This window comes from Pseudomonas sp. NPDC089407, from assembly GCF_044900445.1.
GTDB lineage: Bacteria > Pseudomonadota > Gammaproteobacteria > Pseudomonadales > Pseudomonadaceae > Aquipseudomonas.
In genome coordinates this window covers 46,918-67,445 of record NZ_JBJDNB010000012.1, presented here as the reverse complement: position 1 = coordinate 67,445, position 20,528 = coordinate 46,918, and the positions used below count along the sequence as shown (strand labels likewise).

Below are 20,528 nucleotides of genomic sequence, written 5' to 3'. Positions count from 1 at the left end.
TTTTTTTAAAAAAAATCGCGTGGTATCAGGCGCTTGCGTGAACGTGCCGCTTACAGCGGCACGCCCAGGCGTTTGGCAACTTCTTCGTAAGCTTCGATCACGTCGCCCAGGCCCTGGCGGAAGCGGTCCTTGTCCATCTTCTTGCGGGTTTCTTTGTCCCACAGGCGGCAGCCGTCCGGGCTGAACTCGTCGCCGAGTACGATCTGGCCGTGGAATACGCCGAACTCCAGCTTGAAGTCGACCAGCAGCAGGCCGGCGTCATCGAACAGCTTGCTCAGCACTTCGTTGACTTTCAGCGACAGCTTCTTCATTTCTACCAGCTGCTCGGCGGTGCCCCAGCCGAACGCGACAACGTGGGATTCGTTGATGAAGGGGTCGCCCTTCTCGTCGTTCTTCAGGAACAGCTCGAAGGTGGAGGGCTCCAGCTTGATGCCCTCCTCCACGCCCAGGCGCTTGACCAGGCTGCCAGCCGCGTAGTTACGCACTACGCATTCGACCGGGATCATGTCCAGCTTCTTCACCAGGCACTCGTTGTCGCCCAGCAGCTTGTCGAACTGGGTCGGCACGCCGGCTTCTTCCAGCTTTTGCATGATGAAGGCGTTGAACTTGTTGTTCACCGCGCCTTTGCGGTCGAGCTGTTCGATGCGCTTGCCGTCGAACGCCGAAGTGTCGTTACGGAACAGCAGGATCAAGCGGTCGGCGTCATCGGTCTTGTAAACCGATTTGGCCTTGCCGCGGTAGAGTTCGTCGCGTTTTTCCATGATTGGGCTCCGCTTGCTTGAGGTGTTGGGCTAGGCGATTTCGCGCCAGTCGAGCCCGTGTTCCTGATTCGCCACCTGGAGCCAGTCCGGGTCGCACCCAAGGGTGTCGACGAAGCACTGGCGGGCCAAGTGTGGCAGGTTGTTCTTGCTGCTGAGGTGGGCCAGCACCAGGTGTTGCAGGTTGTTCCAGCCCAGCTCGTGCACCAGGCGCGCGGCCTGGTGATTGTTCAAATGCCCTTGCATGCCACCGACCCGCCGCTTCAAAAAGGCCGGGTAGTGACCGCGTGCCAGCAGGTCGCGGCAGTGGTTGGCCTCGATCAGCAGTGCATCCAGGCCCTGGTAACGTTCCAGCAGCAGCGTGTCGTACGAACCCAGGTCGGTGAGCATGCCGAAGCGCCGCTTGCCGTCACTCAGTACGTACTGCAATGGCTCGTAGGCGTCGTGTTCGACACGCGCTGCGGTCACCTCCAGGCTGCCAACGCGCAGGCTTTCGCCACAAGCGAGAAAACCGGCCACCTCCACCGGCTTGCGCATGCCGCGCAACGTCCCTTGGCTGAGGTAGACCGGTACATTGTAGCGCCGTGACAGCAAGCCGACCCCATGCACGTGGTCGGCATGTTCGTGGGTGACCAGTACCGCACTGAGCTGGGCCGGCGTGACGCCGAGCAGCGCCAGGCGCCGCTCGGTTTCGCGCAGGGAAAAGCCGCAATCAACCAGGATGAACGTGTCACCACTGGCGATCAGCGTGCCGTTCCCTTGGCTGCCGCTTCCGAGTACCGCGAAGCGCACTTAACCCAGGTGGTCCTGAATGGCGCTCAGCACGCGGCGGGCGACATCGGCCGGAGCCACGGTGTTAATGTTTTTCTCGACCGTGACCTGCACGCTGTCACCCACCTTGCTCAGGCGTACCTGGTAGCGCTCGGCACGGGCTTCACGCTCTTCCTTGGTCGGTTCGCTGCCGAACATGCGGCTGAAGAAGCCCGGCTGGTTCTGCTTGTCGTCAGGCTTTTCCGACAGGTTGATGTAGTACAGGCCCAGGCTGCGGTTGATGTCTTCGACACGCCACTCGCCACCCTGCTCCAGGGCACGGCCAACGCCAGACCAGGCGCGGTCCAGGTCGGAGCCCAGGTACAGCACCGGGTTGCCGCTGCCGTCTTCGCTCAGGCTGACGCGGCTTGGCGCGTCGAAATCGCGCGCGGCCAGCAGCGATACCGAACCGCCCTTCTCGGCGCTGCGGTTCATGCTGGCAAGCATTTCGTCGACCAGCAGGGCATCGGCGCCGGTGTTGGCGGACGAGGACGGGAACGCAGGCTCGGCAGTGCTGCCGGCCGGGCGCTCGACGCTGACCACGTACACTTCGGAGGTGTTGCGCTGTACGCCAGGCTCCATGCGGACACGCACGCGCACTTCGCTGTCACCGCTGCTGGCAGTGCTGGCCAGGCGCTGGCCGAGCGACGCCGACAGCTCGTCGAAACGCTGCCAGGTGGTGTTGAATTCACCGGTTTGCGGGCGCTCTTCAGCGATGCGGAAGCCGTTGTCCTCGAAGAACTGGCGCGCCACCGGCCACACTTCGGCTGGCGAATGCTGGGCCAGTACCCAACGGCTGCTGCCGCTGCGCTGCAGGCTGTAATCGGTCACCTGGCCGGCACCACCGGCCAACGGTTGCGGGCGCGGCACTTCGAACTCGCCGCTGGCGGTGTCGTCAGCAACGTTACGCGGAATCGGCAGCAGCGGGTCAAGGCGCTTGACGTTGCTGGCGTCCGGCGGCAGCTGCATCGGTGCGGTCGGGTGCGCCTGCAGGTAATCGCTGCCGCGGTCGCGGAAATAGCCATCCTCGCCCCACAGCCAGCCACACCCACTGGTGCTGGAGATAATCAGGGCAAGGGCAGAAAGACCAGCCAGTCGCTTCATGCGGTGTACTTCCTCTTAAACCAGTACGCCGGACTGGCGCAAGGCAGTACGGACTTTTTCGTGGCAGCCTTCGCTCAGCCAGGTCAGTGGCAGGCGAATGCCTTTGTGCATCAGGCCCATTTCGACGAGCGCCCATTTCACCGGGATCGGGTTGGCTTCGCAGAACAGGTCTTTGTGCAGCGGCATGAGTTTTTCGTTGATCGCGCGGGCTTTCTCGGCATCGCCCGCAAGGGCAGCCTCGCACAGATCGGCCATTTCGCGCGGGGCGACGTTGGCGGTAACAGAGATGTTGCCCTTGCCGCCCATCAGGATCAGCTCGACGGCAGTCGGGTCATCGCCGGACATGACGATGAAGTCGTTGCTGACGCCCTCCAGGATGGCCTTGGCACGGGCCAGGTCGCCGGTGGCTTCCTTGATGCCGATGATGTTCGGCACAGTCGACAGGCGGATCACGGTCTCGGCCTGCATGTCGCAGGAGGTGCGGCCGGGAACGTTGTACAAGATCTGCGGGATGTCGACGGCTTCGGCAATGTGCTTGAAGTGCTGGTACAGGCCTTCTTGCGTCGGCTTGTTGTAGTACGGCACCACCAGCAGGCAGGCGTCAGCGCCGGCATTCTTGGCGTTCTGGGTCAGGTGCACGGCTTCGGCAGTGGAGTTGGCACCGGTGCCGGCGATGACCGGGATCGGTTTGTTGCTGCGCTTGACGCGCTCGACCACGTGCTTGATGACCAGGATGTGTTCTTCGACATCCAGCGTGGCGGACTCACCGGTGGTGCCGACCGCGACGATCGCATGGGTGCCGTTTTCCAGGTGGAAGTCTACAAGTTTGTCGAGGCTGCCCCAGTCAACACGCCCTTGTGCATCCATGGGTGTGACCAATGCCACCATACTGCCCGCAATCATGTAACTGCTCCTGCCGGAAAAAGAGAGCGGTAATGGTACTGGGGGCATCGGCCTTGCACAAGCGAAGCAGGCGGGCGGAGCATTCCCCTCGGCGCCTTATTTCGCTACCCTTGATGCTTTGATCGGTGCAGCGCGGCCCGCCGGGCCGTCGACCTTGCTCCCCGCCAGCGTCCACGACCTCGCATGCGAGCCCCGGGCCCTGCCGACAGGAGGCTTTCGCCCGTCCTGTGCCGACCGCTCATCGCTTTAGGAATGCTGCATGTCCACCCCCACCGTCCGCGAACAATTCCTTGTTATCAGTGCCCTGGGGCCAAACCCCATGGAACTGGCCAACGTCCTCAGCCGCGCTGCCTTCGAGAACCGCTGCGCGGTGGTTACCTCGCGCCTGAGCCGCCACGGCGAGACCAGCGCCCTGGTGCTGCAAGTGGGCGGCAGCTGGGACGCCCTGGCGCGCCTTGAATCTACCCTGCCGGGCCTGGGCAAGAAGCACGGCCTGACCCTCGATGTGGTGCGCAGTGCCGACCAGGAAGTGCGCCCGCAGGCCCTGCCTTATGTGGCCTACGTTAGCGCCGCCTACCGCCCGGACATCATCAACGAGCTGTGCCAGTTCTTCCTCGACCACCGCGTCGAGCTGGAAGCCATGACCTGCGACACCTACCTGGCACCGCAGACCGGCAGCAGCATGCTCAACGCCCAGTTCACCGTAATTTTGCCGGCCGGCACCCAGATCAGCTGGCTGCGTGACCAGTTCCTGGACTTTGCCGATGCCCTGAACCTCGATGCGCTGATCGAGCCATGGCGTCCACAGAACCCAATGTAAGGAAACCGACCATGGCTGTAGCACTCGACCAACCTGTTGCCGACTTCCAGGCCCAGGCCACCAGCGGGCGAACCGTTAGCCTGGCCGAACTCAAGGGCCGGCAAGTGGTGGTGTACTTCTACCCGAAGGACAGCACCCCGGGCTGCACCACTGAGGGCCAGGGTTTCCGCGACCAGCATGACGCCTTTGCTGCCGCCAACACCGTGGTGTTCGGCGTGTCGCGCGATGGCATCAAGTCGCACGAGAACTTCAAGGCCAAGCAAGGCTTCCCGTTCGAGCTGATCAGCGACAAGGACGAGGCCCTGTGCCAGCTGTTCGACGTGATCAAGCTGAAGAAGCTGTATGGCAAGGAATACATGGGCGTTGACCGCAGCACCTTCCTGATCGACAAGGACGGTGTGCTGCGCCAGGAATGGCGTGGGGTGAAGGTGCCGGGGCATGTGGATGCCGTGTTGGCGGCTGCTCAGGCTCTGGACAAGGCGTGAGTTTTTTGGGGCTGCTTTGCAGCCCATCGCCGGCAAGCCAGGCTCCCACAGGATCTTCACAGGGCTTGAATGCAGCGCATGCCTGGGGTTGATGTCTCAAATGCAACCCAGCCCCTGTGGGAGCTGGCTTGCCGGCGATGGGCCGCAGAGCGGCCCCAATTACATCAAAGCATCGGCGAAACGCTAGGCTCCTGCCGCGGCCAGGCATCCAGCACAGCCTTGATCAAGGTCGCCAGCGGGATCGCAAAGAAGATCCCCCAAAACCCCCACAACCCGCCAAACAGCAGCACCGCGCAGATGATTGCCACCGGGTGCAGGCTGACCGCCTCGGAAAACAGCAGCGGCACCAGCACGTTGCCATCCAGCGCCTGGATGATTGCGTACACCGTCATCAGGTAGATGAACTGGTCGCCCCAGCCCCACTGAAACAGCGCGATCAGGGTCACCGGCACGGTCACCACCACTGCGCCCACGTAAGGCACCACCACCGACAGCCCCACCAACAACGCCAACAGCGCGGCGTAGTTGAGCCCCAGGCTGATGAAGGCAATGTAAGTGGCAATGCCGCAGATCAGAATCTCGATGCCCTTGCCGCGGATATAGTTGGCAATCTGCCGGTTCATCTCGTTGCCCACCCGGTTCAACAGGGTGCGTCGGCGCGGCAAGTAGCCGCTGACCCAGCGGCCAATCAGCTCGCGGTCCTTGAGGAAGAAAAACACCAGGATCGGCACCAGTACCAGGTAGATCATGGCATTGACCAACAGCGGCAGGCTGGACAGCGAGAAGGTCAGCGCCCATTGCCCGAACTTGCCGATTTCACCGCGTACCGATTCGATGGCATGCAGCACCTGCTCGTCCGACACCAGGTGCGGGTAGCGCTCAGGCAATAGCAACAGCAGTGATTGCCATTTGCCGAGCATCCCAGGCAGCTCGTTGAACAGGGTGATCAACTGGTGCCACAGCAGCGGCACCAGCACCAGCATGACTAGCGCCAGCGCGCCCATGAACAGGGCAAACACCAGCATTACCGCCAGCCGCGTCGGCACCCGCAGACGCTCCAGGGCGTTGACCAGGCCCTGCATCAGGAACGCCAGCACCATGCCCGCCAACACCGGCGCGAGCATGCCGCCCAGGGTGAGCACGGCCGTGAAAGCCAGAAACAACAGGACCGCCAGCACCACGGCTTCTTCATCGGAGAAGTAGCGCTGCATCCAGTCGCGAAGCACTTTGAACATTGACGATCCTTGGAAAAGACTCAGGCCTTGCGCAGCCAGTAGGTGTATGTACCGGCCTCGGCCGTTTCCTGCAGCAGGGTGTGACCGGCCAGCTGGGCGAAAGTGCGGAAGTCACGCTGCGACCCGGCGTCGGTGGCGATCACCTTGAGCACCGCGCCGCTGGCCAGGCGATTGAGTTCCATCTTGGCCTTGAGCAGCGGCAAAGGGCAATTCAGCCCACTGGCGTCCAGTTCGGCATCGCAGGTCAGGGTGTCACTCATCGCAGGGTCTCCAAAGGCATTGCCAGACTGCTTGTTGGCAGGGCTGGCTAGGATAGCGCCACTGGTCGCCAACGTGTGAGCCCGCTACAGTAGGTATCTTTGATCCGACGCGAGCTTCATGCATGAATCTACTGCGCCCTACCCTGCTGACGCTGGCCTGCCTGTTGGCCCTCCCCGGCCATGCTGACGACCTGCCATCGCTGGGTGACGCCAGTTCCGCGATCGTCTCGCCGCAGCAGGAACACCAGCTTGGCCGCGCCTGGCTGAGCCTGCTGCGCGGCCAGGTCAACCAGCTCAACGACCCGCAACTCAAGGACTTCGTCGAAACCAGCGTGTACAAGCTGGCCGAAACCAGCCAACTGCAGGACCGTCGCCTGGAGTTCATCCTTATCGACAGCCGCGAGCTCAATGCCTTTGCCGCCCCGGGTGGCATTGTCGGGGTCAACGGCGGGCTGTTCCTCAATGCCCAGACCGAAGGCGAGTACGCGTCGGTACTGGCGCACGAACTGGCGCACTTGTCGCAACGCCACTTTGCCCGTGGCGTCGAGGCCCAGCAGCGCATGCAGCTGCCGATGATGGCCGCACTGCTGGCCGGTATCGTGCTGGCGGCCGGCGGCGCTGGCGATGCCGGTATCGGCATGATCGCCGGTACCCAGGCGGCGGCCATTCAGGAACAGCGGCGCTTCTCGCGGCAAAACGAACAGGAAGCCGACCGCATCGGCATCCAGAACCTGGAAAAGGCCGGTTACGATCCGCGCAACATGCCGACCATGTTCGAGCGCCTGGCGCGCCAGTACCGCTATGACGCCAAGCCTCCGGAATTCCTGCTCACTCACCCGGTGACCGAATCGCGTATCGCCGACACCCGTAACCGCGCCGACCAGGCGCCCAAGGGTGGCGTGGAAGACAGCATGCGTTACCAGTTGATACGCGCCCGCGTGGCGCTGACCTACGAGGGTACGCCCGGGCTTGCCGCCAAACGCTTCCGCGCCCAGCTGGACGAAGACCCCAAGCTCGACGCGGCGCGTTACGGCCTGGCCCTGGCGCAAATCAAGGGTGGCCAACTGAACGAAGCGCGGGAAATGCTCAAGCCGCTGCTGGCCAAGGCGCCCAACGACATCACCTACAACCTGGCGCAGATCGACCTGGACATCACCAACAACCGCCTGGCCGATGCCCAGCAACGGGCTGAGCGGATGCAGGGGCTGTACCCGGGCAACTACCCGCTTAAACAGGTGCGCGCCGATTTACTGGTGAAGCAGAACAAGCCGGCCGAGGCGGAGAAAGTGTTGAACGAGCTGGTGAAGAGCCGGCCGGATGACCCGGATGTGTGGTACGACATGGCCGAGGTGCGTGGGTTGTCGGGCAATACCATCGGTTTGCACCGGGCGCGGGCGGAGTACTTCACCTTGGTCGGGGATTTTGACCAGGCGATTCAGCAGCTGGATTACGCCAAGCGCCGGGCGGGCGGCAACTTCCCGCTGGCTTCACAGATTGACCAGCGTCAGCGGGAGATCATGGAACAGCGGCGTATGGTTCAGGAAATGATGGGGCGTTGAGAGTTTTGGGGGCGCTTTGCGCCCCGATCGCGACACAACGCCGCTCCTACAAAGGATCGCATTCCTCTGTAGGAGCGGCCTTGTGTCGCGATCGGGCCGCAAAGCGGCCCCAGCAATTTCAGGCGTTCCCGGACAGTTTCAACCGCGCCGCCTGGGTAAAGTCCAGCATCCGGTTCAGCGGCTTGATGGCCTTGGGCACCAGCGCCGGGTCGACAAAGATCTCGTCACCGCCATTGCGCAAGCAATGCAGCACCCGCTCCAGGGTATTCATCGCCATCCACGGGCAGTGCGCGCAGCTGCGGCACGCCGCGCCATTACCGGCAGTCGGCGCCTCGACAAATTCTTTATCCGGGCACAACTGCTGCATCTTGTAGAAGATGCCGCGGTCGGTGGCGACGATGAAGGTCTTGTTCGGCAGCGTCTGCGCAGCTTTGATCAGCTGGCTGGTGGAACCCACCGCGTCGGCCAGCTCTATCACCGCTTCCGGCGACTCCGGGTGCACCAGGATCGCAGCGTCCGGGTACAGCGCTTTCATGTCGGCCAACTGGCGCGATTTGAACTCTTCGTGAACGATGCAGGCACCGTCCCACAGCAGCATGTCGGCACCGGTTTGCTTCTGGATGTAACGGCCCAGGTGCTGGTCCGGGCCCCAGATAATGGTTTCGCCGTTGTCCATCAGGCTTTCGACGATTTCCAGCGCGCAGCTCGACGTCACTACCCAGTCGGCACGCGCCTTCACGGCAGCCGAGGTGTTGGCGTAGACCACCACCGTACGCTCCGGGTGCTGGTCGCAGAACGCCGAGAACTCTTCCACCGGGCAACCGAGGTCGAGCGAGCAGGTGGCCTCCAGCGTCGGCATCAGCACGCGCTTTTCCGGGGTGAGGATTTTTGCCGTTTCGCCCATGAAGCGCACACCGGCAACAATTACTGTTTCGGCCGGGTGGTTCTTGCCGAAGCGGGCCATTTCCAGCGAGTCGGACACGCAGCCGCCGGTTTCTTCGGCCAGCGCCTGGATAACCGGGTCGCAGTAGTAGTGGGCGACCAGAACAGCATTCTGGGCCTTCAGCTCGGCAGCGATGGCCGCACGGTATTCGGCCTCCTGCTCGGCTGTCAGCGGGTTGGGCTGCTTGGCGTCGAGGTGGGCCTGAACCAACAGGCGTTCGGAAATCTGGGTCATGATCGCTGGACCTGCAGGCGCGCGTGCGCGTCAAATCGAGTGTATCACCCGGCCCTGGCAGATCGGCTAAGGGTGCCGGACGGCATACAGGCCGCCACGGCTCTCTGCGGGCACGGATTATTATCGGAGGCCGAAGGCTACAGCCAATCCAGCGATTACTAAAGGGGTTTTTGTGTTGCTCTCTAAGCTGCTCGCAATGCGCTTTGTGTAGGAGCGGCCTTGTGTCGCGAAAGGGCTGCGAAGCAGCCCCAAGATTTCAGCGCAGATGCACAAATTGCTGGGGCTGCTTTGCAGCCCTTTCCGACCGGTCCGGCGCCCCGGCAAGGCCGCTCCTACAGGACGGTGTTGCCTGACAGAACAGGCATTACCCCTGCGGCGACAAGGCTGCCAGGTGCGCCGCCATAAGCATGGCAAACTCTTCCACGGTCATCTTCTGCCCATTGAAATCGACCATGCCATCGGCATAGTGCAGGCTGCTGACCACATCATCGCCCTGCACGGTGGCCATGCCGCTCTGCAGCGCCATCATGCCGACCATCTCACCCGCCTGCCCCGACTGCATGGCAATCGCCTGGGCGTCGGTCTGGCCTTCCAGCAGCGCCTGCAAGGTCGCCAGGTCACCGATCATCGGCTTGGACAGCGACAGCTTGCTCTTCACCTCAGTGATCATCTGCTTGCTCAGCTGGTCCGGCGGCAGGTCGAAACTGGTCGGTGCGGCAAAGTTCATCGACAAGTTGAAGCGGCTCTCGCCATTGGCGGTCTTGAACGACAAGTTCTCTACCGCCACCTTGGGCTTGGCGGCCAGCAGCTTCTGCAGGTCGCCCTGGAAACGGGCCTTTTCGGCATCGTCCATCTGGATTTGCGGCACCGGCTGGCCAGCGGCCGCGGCGGCTTCGAACTCTGCAAGGTGCGACTGGTACCACTTCGACAAAGCCTGCAGTGCCGGGGCATTGACCGAGGTGATGCTCACTGCCATCTGCGCCTTGCCGACCGCACGGCCGTCCCAGCTGATGTCGCCGACTTTGTAGTCAACGCGTCCGCCCACGGTATCCGGGCCTTCGAGGGTCTGCAGGGCGTTCTGCTCCACACCCTTGACCAGCAGCACCTGCTGTTTCGGCCCCAGGGTGACCTTGGCCTCGGTCAACAGCAGGTCGACATTACCCACATAGATGGCATCGTGCGCGGTGGCCGCCAGGTTGCCGCCAAGCTTCAGGCCCTGCAGCTCGAACGTAGCCGGTGGCTGGTCGTCACTCACCAGTTTCATGAGCAAGCGGTCGGCATGGCCGTGGAACTTCGAGGCCTTGCCATCCTTGTCACCACTCACCTCCAACTGCATGCCCGAAAAGTCGAGGCTGTTGCCGTCCGCCTTGTCGAGCTTAAGCGGCGCCAGTTGAATCTGGCTGACCACATCGCCGCCGTAACCCAGGCTGGTCTGCGCGCTGAGGGGGGCCTTATCGCCTGCGGCAGCGAACCACGGCGCGATGGCCTCGTCCTTCTGCAGCGTGCTGTTGCTGACGGCCAGCACCGGCATCAGCTTAAGCGCCTTGACCCGCGACCAGGGGAACGGGCCATGCTCGATCTGGTCGGTCACGCCCACGTCGAAGTTGATCACCTCGCCTTCACCCACGTTGATGTCACGGGCCTTGAGCCGGTACTGGGCGGTGCTGCTGAAGAAATGCTGCTCCAGCGACACTCGTTCGATGCTCATGCTGCCACCGGTAGTGACCAGAGCCTTTTGCAGCTCGGCATTGCTGCGGGCGACAGCGTTGTCCAGCTCGGCCGGTAGCTGCTTGCCGGTGTACCACGCGCCAGCGGTGGTTGCGACGGCGATGGCGATAGCCAGGCCGGAAAGGATGCCAACTGATTTCTTCATGAATTGAACCGATTGCTGTCCGTAAGGGCTGGGTAGGCGGCCAGGGGGCCACACCGAGTGCGAAGAGTATCACCCCCGCCAGAATGGGATGCGGGCCCATGTGCCGAAATCCTGCTTTTGGGAAGCGTCCGACACACCGATTAACCAAACGACCGCTTCGTTAATTTTTACGAACACTCAAATTGATCATAACCGCAAAAAAACGCGCAAGAACCGAACAAATTGCCAGTTAAATCGATAAATATTTCAATTACGTAACATCTTGTCATGTTTAACTTGACACTCACCTACCCATCGTTTTTTATTTTCACCACTTAGCGCGTCCCCCCGCGCCTTCCGCCGCTCCAACATAAAAGGTGAACAACATGGAGCCCACCCGCTCGCCCTTGCCGCATGCGCAATACACCGTGCCCGCCGTTTACGCCCAGCAGCAGGAGCCATGCCAGCATGCCGCATGACCACAGCGCTGCCGGTAACGGCCAACTTCGCAAATCCCTGCGCCTCTGGCACGTGATCATCATCGGCCTGGCCTACCTGACGCCGATGACCGTGTTCGACACCTTCGGCATCGTCAGCGGGATTACTGCCGGCCATGTACCCAGCGCCTATATCCTGGCGCTTGCCGGTATCCTGTTCACTGCCGTGAGCTACGGCACCCTGGTAAAACGCTTCCCGCAATCGGGCTCGGCCTACACCTACACCCAGCGCGCGATCAACCCGCACGTGGGCTTCCTGGTCGGCTGGTCGTCGCTGCTGGACTACCTGCTGCTGCCGATGGTCAATGCGCTGCTGGCCAAGCTGTACCTTTCGGCCATGTTCCCGGAAGTGCCGGAGTGGATCTGGGTGGCCGGCTTCGTCACCCTGATCAGCCTGATCAACATGCGCAGCGTGAACCTGGTGGCGCACTTCAACCTGCTGTTCGTGGGCGTGCAGGTAGCGATCATCGCCGTGTTCATCTACCTGTGCGTACGCGGCCTGGACCACGGCGAAGGGCTGGGGACGGCCTGGAGCCTGATGCCATTTGCCGACAGCCAGACCCAGTTCAGCGCCCTGGCCGCCGGTGCGACCATCCTGTGCTTCTCGTTCCTGGGCTTTGACGCAGTCACCTGCCTGTCCGAGGAAACCCGTGACCCGGCCGAGACCATCCCACGGGCGATCTTCCTCACCGCCCTGATCGGTGGCGTGGTGTTCATCACCGTGTCGTACTTCATACAGGCCTACTTCCCGACCATGGCGCGCTTCCATGACCAGGAAGCCGCCCTGCCGGAAATTGCCCTGTATGTCGGCGGCAAGCTGTTCCAGTCGATCTTCATTGCCTGCACCGTGATCAACACCATCGCCTCGGGCCTGGCCTCGCAGACCAGCGTCTCGCGCCTGCTGTACGTGATGGGCCGCGACAACGTGATCCCGGCCAGCGTGTTCGCCCGCCTGCATTCGCGCTATAAGACGCCGGTGCTGAACATTGCTGTGGTCGGCGTCATTTCGCTGTCGGCGATTTTCTTCGACCTGGTGACCGCCACCTCGATCATCAACTTCGGCGCCCTGGTCGCGTTCAGCTTCGTCAACCTGTCGGTAATCAACCACTGCTACCTGCGCGAAGGCAACCGCAAGGGCCTGGGCAACCAGTTGAAGTACCTGGTGCTGCCGACCATCGGTTTCTGCATTATTGTCTCGCTGTGGCTGGACCTGAATGCGCATTCTCTGATGTTTGGCGGCATCTGGGCTGCGCTCGGGCTGGTTTATCTGGGCTGGCTGACCAAAGCCTTCCGCGCGGCACCGCCCAACTACATTGCCGAATGACCCACGCTGCCAACAACGCCCGCGCCTGATCGCGGGCGTTGTACTTGATCGAAAAGGAAAGCCCTCATGCCGCTGCGTCGCCTCTCCATCCAGTGGAAGATCACCCTGCTCGCCGGCCTGTGCCTGCTGGCCATCGTCGCCTTGCTGGTGGCCACCTCACTGACCCAGGCGCAGCGCAGCGCTGCCCTGGTCAACCAGGCCAACACCGCCATGCTCGACAGCAGCGCGCGCCAGCGCCTGCAGGCCCACGCCGAAACCCAGGCCCTGCGCATCCAGCGTTACTTCATGGACGCCTACCAGTACGGCAACGGCTTTGCCCGCCTGGTGCAGGTGCTGAAGGCCCGTGGCGGCAGCGACCTGCGTGCCGAACTGACTCAGCAGGCGCGTGCCAGCCTGGCCGGCAACCCGGACGTGATCGGCCTGTACCTGGTGTTCCTGCCCAATGCCCTGGACCAGCAAGACACCCAGTACCGCGGCCAGGACGCCATGGGCAGCAACGAGAGCGGGCGTTTTTCGCTGTACTGGTCACAACCAAGCCCCGGCAACCTGGAACGTGAAGCCATGCCCGAATCGATGCTCGGCGATGCCAGCATCAGCAGCAACGGCGCGGCGAAGAACCGTTGGCTGACCTGCCCGCAGGACTCCGGCAGAACCTGCATGCTCGAACCGTATCTGGACGAGGTCAACGGCCGCCAGGTATTGATGACCAGCATTGCCCTGCCCCTGCTGGAGCACGGCAAGGTGGTCGGCGTGGTCGGCCTGGACATCGGCCTGGCCAACTTGCAGCAACTGAGCGTGGACGGCCGCCGCGAGCTGTTCGATGGCCAGGGCCAGGTGAGTATCGCCAGCGCCGCCGGCCTGCTGGCTGGCAACAGCCGCGACGACAGCTCGCTTGGCAAGCCCATGGACCAGGCAGTCGCCGACGGCCTGTTGCGCGTCGCCCACCCGTTCACGCCCATTCCAGGCGCTGCCCCATGGCAGGTCTTGCTGGAGCTGCCGGAAAGCGTGCTGCAGGCGCCCGCCGTGGCCCTCAACCAGCGCCTGGATGCACATAACCAGAGCGCCAACATGACCAGCCTGCTGATCGGCCTGGGCGCCGCCGTGGTCGGTTTACTGCTGGTGTGGCTGACCGCACGCGGCGTTACCCGGCCAATCCTGGCCGTGGCCGCACGCCTGGAAGACATCGCCAGTGGCGAAGGCGACCTCACCCGTCGCCTGGACTACGCCCGGCAGGACGAACTGGGCCAGCTCACCGGCTGGTTCAACCGCTTCCTCGACAAGCTGCAGCCGGTCATCGCCCAGGTCAAAGGCTCGCTGCATGAGGCCCGCGGCACTGCTGACCAGTCGGCCGCCATCGCCAGCCAGACCAGCAACGGCATGCAACAGCAGCACCGGGAAATCGAACAGGTGGCCACTGCCGCCAACGAAATGAGCGCCACTGCGCTGGATGTAGCCCACAACGCTTCGCAGGCAGCCCAGGCCGCACGGGCCGCCGACCAGGCCAGCCAAGAGGGCCTGCAACTGATCGACAGCACGCGCCAGGGCATCGACCGCCTGGCTGCCGGCATGAACACCGCCATGGACGAGGCACGCGCCCTGGAAGGCCGCAGCGGGCAGATCGGCTCGGTGCTGGAGGTGATTCGCACCATCGCCGAGCAAACCAACCTGCTGGCACTCAATGCCGCCATCGAAGCGGCCCGCGCCGGCGAAGCCGGGCGTGGCTTTGCCGTAGTCGCCGACGAGGTGCGCGGGCTGGCCCAACGCACCCAGGTGTCGGTGGAGGAAATCCGCCAGGTCATTGAAGGCTTGCAGCAAGGCACGCAGGATGTGGTGGGCGCCATGCACGAAGGCCAGCGCCAGGCGCAGGACAGTGCCGCACGAATGGAACAGGCATTGCCAGCCCTGCAACGCATTGGCGAGGCGGTGGCGGTGATCAGCGACATGAACCTGCAAATTGCCTCGGCCGCAGAAGAGCAGAGCGCAGTGGCCGAGGAAGTGAACCGCAACGTGGCCGGCATTCGCGATGTGACAGAATCGCTGGCCGGCCAGGCCGATGAATCGGCACGCATCAGCCAGGCCCTGAACCGGCTGGCCAACCAGCAGCAGGCGCTGATGGAGCAGTTTCGCGTCTAACCCGCAAGGGCCCTATCGCCGGCAAGCCAGCTCCCACAGAGAGCTCGCCGAGCTTGAGGTCTGTGCAAAACCTGTGGGAGCTGGCTTGCCGGCGATAGGGCCCTGATAGGCACTACAGCATCATCGACTTTACCGAGCACACTCTATGCAAAACCCAACCCGCTCCATCTTCTTCGACATCACCAGCGAACAGGGCCTGTTACGCACCTCGATCGCCGTCACCCTGTTCATCGCCAGCATCGGCATCGCCTTCGGCGTGGCCTCCGGCTCCTACTCCATCGTCTTCGACGGCGTCTACTCGCTGGTCGACGCCAGCATGAGCGGCCTGTCGCTGGTGGTGGTCAAGCTGATCACCTCGCACACCACCAGCGTGCAGATGTCCCGCAAGCTGCGCGAGCGCTTCACCATGGGCTTCTGGCACCTGGAACCGATGGTGCTGGCACTCAACGGCATCCTGCTCAGCGGCGTGGCCATCTACGCGCTGATCAACGCCGTCAGCAGCCTGCTGCAAGGCGGCCGTCACCTGGAGTTCGGCATTGCCATGGTCTATGCCGTGCTGACCGTGATCACCTGCGTGACCATCGCCGTGATCGAGGCGCGCGCCAACCGCACGCTGAAGTCGGACTTCGTGCGCATGGACGTCAAGGGCTGGGTGATGTCGGCCAGCATCACCGCTGCGCTGCTGGTCGCCTTCTGCTTTGGGTATGCGGTGCAGGGCACGTCGCTTGAATGGGTATCGCCCTACATCGACCCGGCGGTTTTGGCGCTGGTGTGTCTGGTAATCGTGCCACTGCCGATGTCGGTGGTGCGCCAGGCGCTGTCGGAGATCTTCCTGGTCACCCCTGGCGACCTCAAGCTGCACGTGGATGAAGTGGCCAAGGCTTTCGTCGCCCGCCATGGGCTGCAGTCGTACCGGGCCTATGTGGCCAAGGTCGGGCGCTCGCGGGAGATCGAGTTGTATTTCATCGTGCCCAAGGCCATGGCCGCGAAGACGATCGATGAATGGGATGCGTGGCGCAACGAGATTGGCGATGCCGTGGGCGGTGAAGGGCCGGACCGCTGGCTGACGGTGGTGTTCACTGGTGACCCTGAGTGGGCTGAATAGCCAACCTGAGGCTTGTGCGATCCCTGTAGGAGCGGCCTTGTGTCGCGATCGGGCTGCGAAGCAGCCCCAGGGTTTCAGCGCCGATGCATAAATTGCCGGGCTGCTTTGCAGCCCGATCGCGACACAAGGCCGCTCCTACAGGGGGACCGCGCAACCCCAAAAGCCAGTGGATAACGAAAAAGCCCGCGACCATTGCTGGTAGCGGGCTTTGACGTACTGTGTATGGTGGGTCGTGTAGGATTCGAACCTACGACCAATTGGTTAAAAGCCAACTGCTCTACCAACTGAGCTAACGACCCGTTGGATGGCGCGTATAATACTGATTTCTAACGGGAAATCAATACCCCATCACAATTTTTCAAGCGTAGCGCGTTGGGTCTTGCACACCGGCGGCCTTGAAACCGTCGGCGCGCAGGCGGCAACTGTCGCATTTGCCACAGGCACGGCCATCGTCGTCGGCCTGGTAGCAAGACACGGTCAGGCTGTAGTCCACACCACGGGACATGCCGGCTTGCACGATCTGTGCCTTGCTCATGCTCTGCAGCGGCGCCTGGATGCGGAAGCCCTGCCCTTCTACCCCGGCCTTGGTCGCCAGGTTGGCCATGCGCTCGAAGGCCTCAACGAACTCGGGGCGGCAATCCGGGTAACCGGAATAGTCCACTGCGTTGACGCCAATGAAAATATCCCGCGCTTCCAGCACTTCTGCCCAGCCCAGGGCCAGCGACAGGAACACGGTGTTACGCGCCGGCACGTAGGTGACCGGAATACCTTCGCCGGGGGTTTCCGGCACGTCGATGCTGCTGTCGGTCAATGCCGAGCCGCCAATGCCATCAAGGCTCAGGCCAATCACCTTGTGCTCCACCACGCCCAGGTCGCGGGCCACGCGGGCGGCAGCGTTCAGCTCGGCCCGGTGGCGCTGGCCATAGTCGAAACTCATGGTGTAGCAGCTGTAGCCTTCGGCCTTGGCCATGGCTACCACGGTGGCCGAGTCCAGGCCGCCCGACAACAGGATTACTGCGCGTTTTTCGGTCATGTGTGCTTGCTCCTCAATCAACGTCCGGGTTCGTCGTTCCACAGCAGCTTGTGCAGCTGCAGCTGGAAGCGCACGGGCAGGTTGTCGGCAACGATCCAGTCGGCCAGGTCGCTGGCCTTCACTTGGTGATGGCTGGGCGAGAACAACACCTCACCGGCACGCTCGGCCAGGTTGTACTGGATGAGCTTGGAAACCGCCCAGTCGTAGTCCTCACGGGAACAGATGACGAACTTGACCTGGTCATTGCGGGTCAGCTGTTCGATGTTCGAGTAGAGGTTACGGTGCGACTCCTCCGAACCCGGGGTCTTCAGGTCGACCACGCGGCTGACACGGGTGTCGGTGCCGGCGATATCCAGCGCGCCGCTGGTCTCCAGCGACACCTCGTAACCGGCATCGCACAGCCGCTGCAACAACGGCAAGGCGTTGGGCTGGGCCAGTGGCTCACCCCCAGTGACGCAGACATAGCGTGGCTTGAAACCCGCCACTTGCTCAAGGATCGAATCGAGGGTGCGAACGGTACCACCACTGAAGGCATAGGCACTGTCGCAGTACTGGCAGCGCAGGGGGCAGCCGGTGAGCCGCACGAATACCGTGGGCAGCCCAGCCGTTCGCGTTTCACCCTGCAACGAGTAAAAGACTTCGGTGATGCGTAATGTGTCTTGCATGCTCGCCACGGGCGTGACAGCTAAACAGGCTGTCCGCCTCCGTCAGGCACTGTCGCGGACTCGACATGGCGTTATCCGCAGCAGCGTGTTTATGAAAAAAGGGCACAGATTCTAACGAAAAAACCCGCGACTGGCGCGGGTTTCTTTTGAACGGTACTGCTACAACGCTTACAGCTTTTGCAGGTCACGCTGGGCCAGTTGCGCGGCAGAGGTGCCGGGGTACTGGGTGATGACCTGTTGCAGGATGCCCTTGACCTTGTCGGTGTGGCCCATGCGGCGCTCGACATCGGCCAGTTTGTACAGCGAATCTGGCACCTTGCTGTGCTTCGGATACTTCTGGCTGACCTGGGCAAAGGCCTGGCTAGCGCCTGGCAGGTCACCCTTGGCCAGGTTCACTTCACCCAACCAGTACTGGGCGTTGCCGGCATACTGGCTGTTCGGGTACTTGCGCAGGAACGCGTTGAACGCCTGGCTGGCCTTGTCGAAGTCTTTCTGCTTGATCAGGTCGAAAGCGGCATCGTAGTAGAGCTTTTCTTTCGCCGGATCACCGGGCTCGCTACTGGCGGCCGGTTGTTGCGCAGCAGCACCGGCTGCTGCACCGGAGGCGGCATTGGATGCACCACCGGAGGAATTGTCAGGGGTTGCGGCAGGCGCAGCGCCACTGTTGATGCGACGGTCCAGGTCCTGGTATCGCTCCAGGTTTTCCTGCTTCATGCGCGACACATCGTTCTGCAGCTCTTCGATGATGCCTTGCTGGCGGGAAAGCTGGTCCTGCATCTGTTGCAGCTGCATGAACAGCTGACCCTGTGCAGAGGCAGGGGCCGAAGCCCCCGACCCGGCATAGGCGCCGCTCGTGCCATAACCCGCAGGCGGATAACTGCCTGCGTTGTCATCTACTACAGGGACCTCAGCCCAGGCCGCGAGCGGCAGGCTGAGTGCGAGGACGGTTACTACACGGCGGCACATACGCATAAGAACTTACTTACGCAGTTCTACGCGACGGTTCTGAGCCCAGGACTGCTCGTCGTTGCCGGTAGCAACTGGACGCTCTTCGCCGTAGGAAACCAGTTCCAGCTGAGCAGGGGAAACGCCCTGCAGAACCAGGTAGCGCTGAACGGCTTTCGCACGACGCTCACCCAGAGCCATGTTGTACTCGCGGGTGCCGCGCTCGTCGGTGTTGCCTTCCAGAACAACGCGGTTGCCGTTGGACTTCAGGTCCTTGGCGTGAACGTCCAGAGCGCGCATGGCTTCTGGCTTCAGGTCCGAGCTGTCGTATTCGAAGTAGAAGGTGGTGATTGCGCGCAGGGCGGCTTCTTCGCTCAGGGAACCGTCAACTGCGCCAGTGTTGGCACCGTAGCCAGCGTTAGGATCTACAGCAGCGCCTTCGCCTGCGTTGTCACCGCCCTTCGAGGAGCAACCTACAGCTACGGCCATGGCCAGTGCCAGCGCAGCAAATTTACCAAACTTCAGCATTTCCATCGTGAAACTCCTAATGAAACCCCAGTGTGTTAAGCAAAACGTATTACGCCGCAATCAGTTCAGGTAAGGGGACCAGGACGGTTCTCTGACTTCGCCTTGAGCGGTAGGAAGTGGGAGCCTCACGCGGCCATTAAGCGACACGAGCATCAAGACTCCCCGGCCCTGCTGGCGGGTGGCGTAGATTAGCATGGTGCCGTTAGGCGCAACAGTGGGAGACTCATCAAGACTTGTTTCAGACAGAATCTTTACACTTCCGCGTTGCAAGTCCTGTGCCGCCACTTTGAAGTTGGTAAAGCCCTGTTGGCGATGGATCATCACCAGGGTTTTTTCGTCTGCCGAAAGTTTCGGGTTGGCGTTGTAGTTACCCACGAACGTTACACGCTCGGCACCACCACCACTGACCGACTGTTTGTAGATCTGCGGTTTGCCGCCACGGTCGGAAGTGAAGTAAAGGGTGTTGCCATCTTTACCCCAGAACGGCTCGGTATTGATACCCGGGCCTGCGGTGACGCGGCTGATCTGGCGCGAAGCCACGTTCATCACGTAAATGTCCGGGTTGCCGTCTTTCGACAGCACGAACGCCAGGCGCGAACCGTCGGGCGACCAGGCTGGCGCGCCGTTCAAGCCTTCGAAGTTGGTCACCTGCTCGCGGCGGCCGGTATCGATGTTCTGCACAAAGATGCGTGGGCGCTTCTGCTCGAACGACACGTAGGCGATACGCTTGCCATCCGGTGCAAAGCGCGGCGACAGGATCGGCTCACGCGATTGCAGCAGGGTCACTGCACGTGCACCGTCGTAGTCCGAACGCTGCAGGGTGTAGCGGGTGTTGTTGGTGGAGAAACGCTCGGCCGTCACGTACAGCATGCGGGTAGAGAACGCACCCTTGATGCCGGTGAGCTTCTCGAACGACTGGTCGGCAATGTAGTGCGCCATGTCGCGCAGCTGGTCGGTGCTGCCCGCCACGCTACCGGTCAGCACTTGCTGCTCGGTGGCGACGTTGAACAGCGCGTACTGCACCTGCAGGCGACCGCCCGACGGCACGATGCTGCCAACCATCACGTACTGGGCACCCAGCGCTTTCCAGTCACGGAAGATCACTTCGCTGGCCTGCGACGGCTGGCTGATCATGTTCTGCCGCGGAATCGGCGAGTAGTAGCCGGAGTTGCGCAGGTCGTTACCAATGATGTCGGCGATGTCTTCGGGCAGCACGCTGCCGCCCTGCATACCGAAGGGTACGACCGCAATGGGTGTGGCCCGGTCGCTGCCGCTGGTGACCAGGATGTTCTTTTCCTCTGCCACCGCCATGCCTGCCACGCAGCAGAGCATGAC

At 62.5% G+C, this 20,528-nt stretch carries 19 protein-coding genes, 1 tRNA gene and 1 pseudogene; 7 read left to right on the top strand and 14 right to left on the bottom strand.

The window, feature by feature from the left end:
- Window positions 1–50 precede the first annotated feature (50 nt).
- Genes purC through dapA form a run of 4 tightly spaced genes read right to left on the bottom strand, consistent with a single transcriptional unit; the run spans window position 51 to window position 3,575 of the window.
- On the bottom strand, window positions 51–761 hold the full coding sequence (gene purC, locus ACI2KG_RS11720; RefSeq protein WP_404662010.1) for a phosphoribosylaminoimidazolesuccinocarboxamide synthase: 711 nt from the start codon (window positions 759–761) through the stop codon (window positions 51–53).
- Between the two features lie 30 nt (window positions 762–791).
- Window positions 792–1,550: an MBL fold metallo-hydrolase gene (locus ACI2KG_RS11715; RefSeq protein WP_404662009.1), complete on the bottom strand. Its 759-nt coding sequence runs from the start codon at window positions 1,548–1,550 to the stop codon at window positions 792–794.
- Window positions 1,551–2,672 carry an outer membrane protein assembly factor BamC gene (bamC, locus tag ACI2KG_RS11710; RefSeq protein WP_400613405.1) on the bottom strand — a complete coding sequence of 374 codons (1,122 nt, stop codon included), beginning with the start codon at window positions 2,670–2,672 and terminating at the stop codon, window positions 1,551–1,553.
- Between the two features lie 15 nt (window positions 2,673–2,687).
- Entirely contained in the window at window positions 2,688–3,575 is an 888-nt protein-coding gene (gene dapA / locus ACI2KG_RS11705) for a 4-hydroxy-tetrahydrodipicolinate synthase (protein WP_404662008.1), read from the bottom strand.
- 259 nt (window positions 3,576–3,834) lie between these two features.
- On the opposite strand from dapA, the gene ACI2KG_RS11700 reads away from it, so the two are divergent.
- Entirely contained in the window at window positions 3,835–4,395 is a 561-nt protein-coding gene (locus tag ACI2KG_RS11700) for a glycine cleavage system protein R (RefSeq protein ID WP_003254741.1), read from the top strand.
- 11 nt (window positions 4,396–4,406) lie between these two features.
- A complete protein-coding gene (locus ACI2KG_RS11695) occupies window positions 4,407–4,880 on the top strand; it encodes a peroxiredoxin (protein ID WP_404662007.1) in 474 nt (157 codons plus the stop codon).
- Window positions 4,881–5,044: 164 nt separating this feature from the next.
- Here the strand turns inward: ACI2KG_RS11695 and ACI2KG_RS11690 are convergent, their stop codons facing one another.
- Both ACI2KG_RS11690 and ACI2KG_RS11685 read right to left on the bottom strand, forming a co-directional pair.
- A complete protein-coding gene (locus ACI2KG_RS11690) occupies window positions 5,045–6,115 on the bottom strand; it encodes an AI-2E family transporter (protein ID WP_404662006.1) in 1,071 nt (356 codons plus the stop codon).
- Window positions 6,116–6,135: 20 nt separating this feature from the next.
- The gene (locus ACI2KG_RS11685; protein ID WP_012273752.1) at window positions 6,136–6,375 is read right to left on the bottom strand and encodes a sulfurtransferase TusA family protein; all 240 of its coding nucleotides are present in this window, start codon (window positions 6,373–6,375) and stop codon (window positions 6,136–6,138) included.
- Window positions 6,376–6,497: 122 nt separating this feature from the next.
- Between ACI2KG_RS11685 and ACI2KG_RS11680 the strand changes: the two genes are divergently transcribed.
- Window positions 6,498–7,934 carry a M48 family metalloprotease gene (locus ACI2KG_RS11680; RefSeq protein WP_400613396.1) on the top strand — a complete coding sequence of 479 codons (1,437 nt, stop codon included), beginning with the start codon at window positions 6,498–6,500 and terminating at the stop codon, window positions 7,932–7,934.
- Between the two features lie 118 nt (window positions 7,935–8,052).
- On the opposite strand, the gene nadA is transcribed toward ACI2KG_RS11680, so the two are convergent.
- Together nadA and ACI2KG_RS11670 are read right to left on the bottom strand one after the other, a co-directional pair.
- The gene (gene nadA / locus ACI2KG_RS11675) at window positions 8,053–9,111 is read right to left on the bottom strand and encodes a quinolinate synthase NadA (protein WP_016711984.1); all 1,059 of its coding nucleotides are present in this window, start codon (window positions 9,109–9,111) and stop codon (window positions 8,053–8,055) included.
- Between the two features lie 364 nt (window positions 9,112–9,475).
- A complete protein-coding gene (locus tag ACI2KG_RS11670; RefSeq protein WP_404662005.1) occupies window positions 9,476–10,984 on the bottom strand; it encodes a YdgA family protein in 1,509 nt (502 codons plus the stop codon).
- Between the two features lie 447 nt (window positions 10,985–11,431).
- On the opposite strand from ACI2KG_RS11670, the gene ACI2KG_RS11665 reads away from it, so the two are divergent.
- From ACI2KG_RS11665 to ACI2KG_RS11650, 4 genes and pseudogenes are all read left to right on the top strand, one after another.
- Window positions 11,432–12,784: an APC family permease gene (locus ACI2KG_RS11665; RefSeq protein WP_404662004.1), complete on the top strand. Its 1,353-nt coding sequence runs from the start codon at window positions 11,432–11,434 to the stop codon at window positions 12,782–12,784.
- Between the two features lie 66 nt (window positions 12,785–12,850).
- Window positions 12,851–14,059: pseudogene (locus ACI2KG_RS11660) on the top strand (HAMP domain-containing protein); the annotation flags it as partial.
- Between the two features lie 102 nt (window positions 14,060–14,161).
- Window positions 14,162–14,917, top strand: coding sequence for a methyl-accepting chemotaxis protein (locus tag ACI2KG_RS11655; protein ID WP_370739335.1), 756 nt, complete (start codon window positions 14,162–14,164; stop codon window positions 14,915–14,917).
- Between the two features lie 145 nt (window positions 14,918–15,062).
- Complete coding sequence (locus tag ACI2KG_RS11650) at window positions 15,063–16,022, top strand: cation diffusion facilitator family transporter (protein WP_404662003.1); 960 nt, start codon at window positions 15,063–15,065, stop codon at window positions 16,020–16,022.
- A gap of 223 nt (window positions 16,023–16,245) precedes the next feature.
- On the opposite strand, the gene ACI2KG_RS11645 is transcribed toward ACI2KG_RS11650, so the two are convergent.
- The 6 genes from ACI2KG_RS11645 to tolB all read right to left on the bottom strand — a co-directional run bounded on the left by ACI2KG_RS11645 (window position 16,246) and on the right by tolB (window position 20,525).
- Window positions 16,246–16,321: transfer RNA gene (locus ACI2KG_RS11645), tRNA-Lys, on the bottom strand.
- A gap of 59 nt (window positions 16,322–16,380) precedes the next feature.
- Window positions 16,381–17,055: a 7-cyano-7-deazaguanine synthase QueC gene (gene queC / locus ACI2KG_RS11640; RefSeq protein WP_404662002.1), complete on the bottom strand. Its 675-nt coding sequence runs from the start codon at window positions 17,053–17,055 to the stop codon at window positions 16,381–16,383.
- Between the two features lie 17 nt (window positions 17,056–17,072).
- Window positions 17,073–17,720, bottom strand: a complete 648-nt coding sequence (gene queE / locus ACI2KG_RS11635; protein ID WP_201204552.1) for a 7-carboxy-7-deazaguanine synthase QueE — start codon at window positions 17,718–17,720, stop codon at window positions 17,073–17,075.
- A 168-nt stretch (window positions 17,721–17,888) separates the two neighbouring features.
- Window positions 17,889–18,692 carry a tol-pal system protein YbgF gene (ybgF, locus tag ACI2KG_RS11630; protein ID WP_201204550.1) on the bottom strand — a complete coding sequence of 268 codons (804 nt, stop codon included), beginning with the start codon at window positions 18,690–18,692 and terminating at the stop codon, window positions 17,889–17,891.
- Between the two features lie 6 nt (window positions 18,693–18,698).
- The gene (gene pal, locus ACI2KG_RS11625; protein ID WP_012273762.1) at window positions 18,699–19,199 is read right to left on the bottom strand and encodes a peptidoglycan-associated lipoprotein Pal; all 501 of its coding nucleotides are present in this window, start codon (window positions 19,197–19,199) and stop codon (window positions 18,699–18,701) included.
- A gap of 54 nt (window positions 19,200–19,253) precedes the next feature.
- On the bottom strand, window positions 19,254–20,525 hold the full coding sequence (tolB, locus tag ACI2KG_RS11620; RefSeq protein WP_218278946.1) for a Tol-Pal system beta propeller repeat protein TolB: 1,272 nt from the start codon (window positions 20,523–20,525) through the stop codon (window positions 19,254–19,256).
- Between the last annotated feature and the right edge of the window lie 3 nt (window positions 20,526–20,528).

Coding starts and splice junctions, on each gene's coding strand:
- purC (WP_404662010.1), bottom strand. CDS start 761: ATGGAAAAACGCGACGAACTCTACCGCGGCAAGGCCAAATCGGTTTAC.
- bamC (WP_400613405.1), bottom strand. CDS start 2,672: ATGAAGCGACTGGCTGGTCTTTCTGCCCTTGCCCTGATTATCTCCAGC.
- dapA (WP_404662008.1), bottom strand. CDS start 3,575: ATGATTGCGGGCAGTATGGTGGCATTGGTCACACCCATGGATGCACAA.
- ACI2KG_RS11700 (WP_003254741.1), top strand. CDS start 3,835: ATGTCCACCCCCACCGTCCGCGAACAATTCCTTGTTATCAGTGCCCTG.
- ACI2KG_RS11695 (WP_404662007.1), top strand. CDS start 4,407: ATGGCTGTAGCACTCGACCAACCTGTTGCCGACTTCCAGGCCCAGGCC.
- ACI2KG_RS11690 (WP_404662006.1), bottom strand. CDS start 6,115: ATGTTCAAAGTGCTTCGCGACTGGATGCAGCGCTACTTCTCCGATGAA.
- ACI2KG_RS11685 (WP_012273752.1), bottom strand. CDS start 6,375: ATGAGTGACACCCTGACCTGCGATGCCGAACTGGACGCCAGTGGGCTG.
- ACI2KG_RS11680 (WP_400613396.1), top strand. CDS start 6,498: ATGAATCTACTGCGCCCTACCCTGCTGACGCTGGCCTGCCTGTTGGCC.
- nadA (WP_016711984.1), bottom strand. CDS start 9,111: ATGACCCAGATTTCCGAACGCCTGTTGGTTCAGGCCCACCTCGACGCC.
- ACI2KG_RS11670 (WP_404662005.1), bottom strand. CDS start 10,984: ATGAAGAAATCAGTTGGCATCCTTTCCGGCCTGGCTATCGCCATCGCC.
- ACI2KG_RS11665 (WP_404662004.1), top strand. CDS start 11,432: ATGCCGCATGACCACAGCGCTGCCGGTAACGGCCAACTTCGCAAATCC.
- ACI2KG_RS11655 (WP_370739335.1), top strand. CDS start 14,162: ATGCAACAGCAGCACCGGGAAATCGAACAGGTGGCCACTGCCGCCAAC.
- ACI2KG_RS11650 (WP_404662003.1), top strand. CDS start 15,063: ATGCAAAACCCAACCCGCTCCATCTTCTTCGACATCACCAGCGAACAG.
- queC (WP_404662002.1), bottom strand. CDS start 17,055: ATGACCGAAAAACGCGCAGTAATCCTGTTGTCGGGCGGCCTGGACTCG.
- queE (WP_201204552.1), bottom strand. CDS start 17,720: ATGCAAGACACATTACGCATCACCGAAGTCTTTTACTCGTTGCAGGGT.
- ybgF (WP_201204550.1), bottom strand. CDS start 18,692: ATGCGTATGTGCCGCCGTGTAGTAACCGTCCTCGCACTCAGCCTGCCG.
- pal (WP_012273762.1), bottom strand. CDS start 19,199: ATGGAAATGCTGAAGTTTGGTAAATTTGCTGCGCTGGCACTGGCCATG.
- tolB (WP_218278946.1), bottom strand. CDS start 20,525: ATGCTCTGCTGCGTGGCAGGCATGGCGGTGGCAGAGGAAAAGAACATC.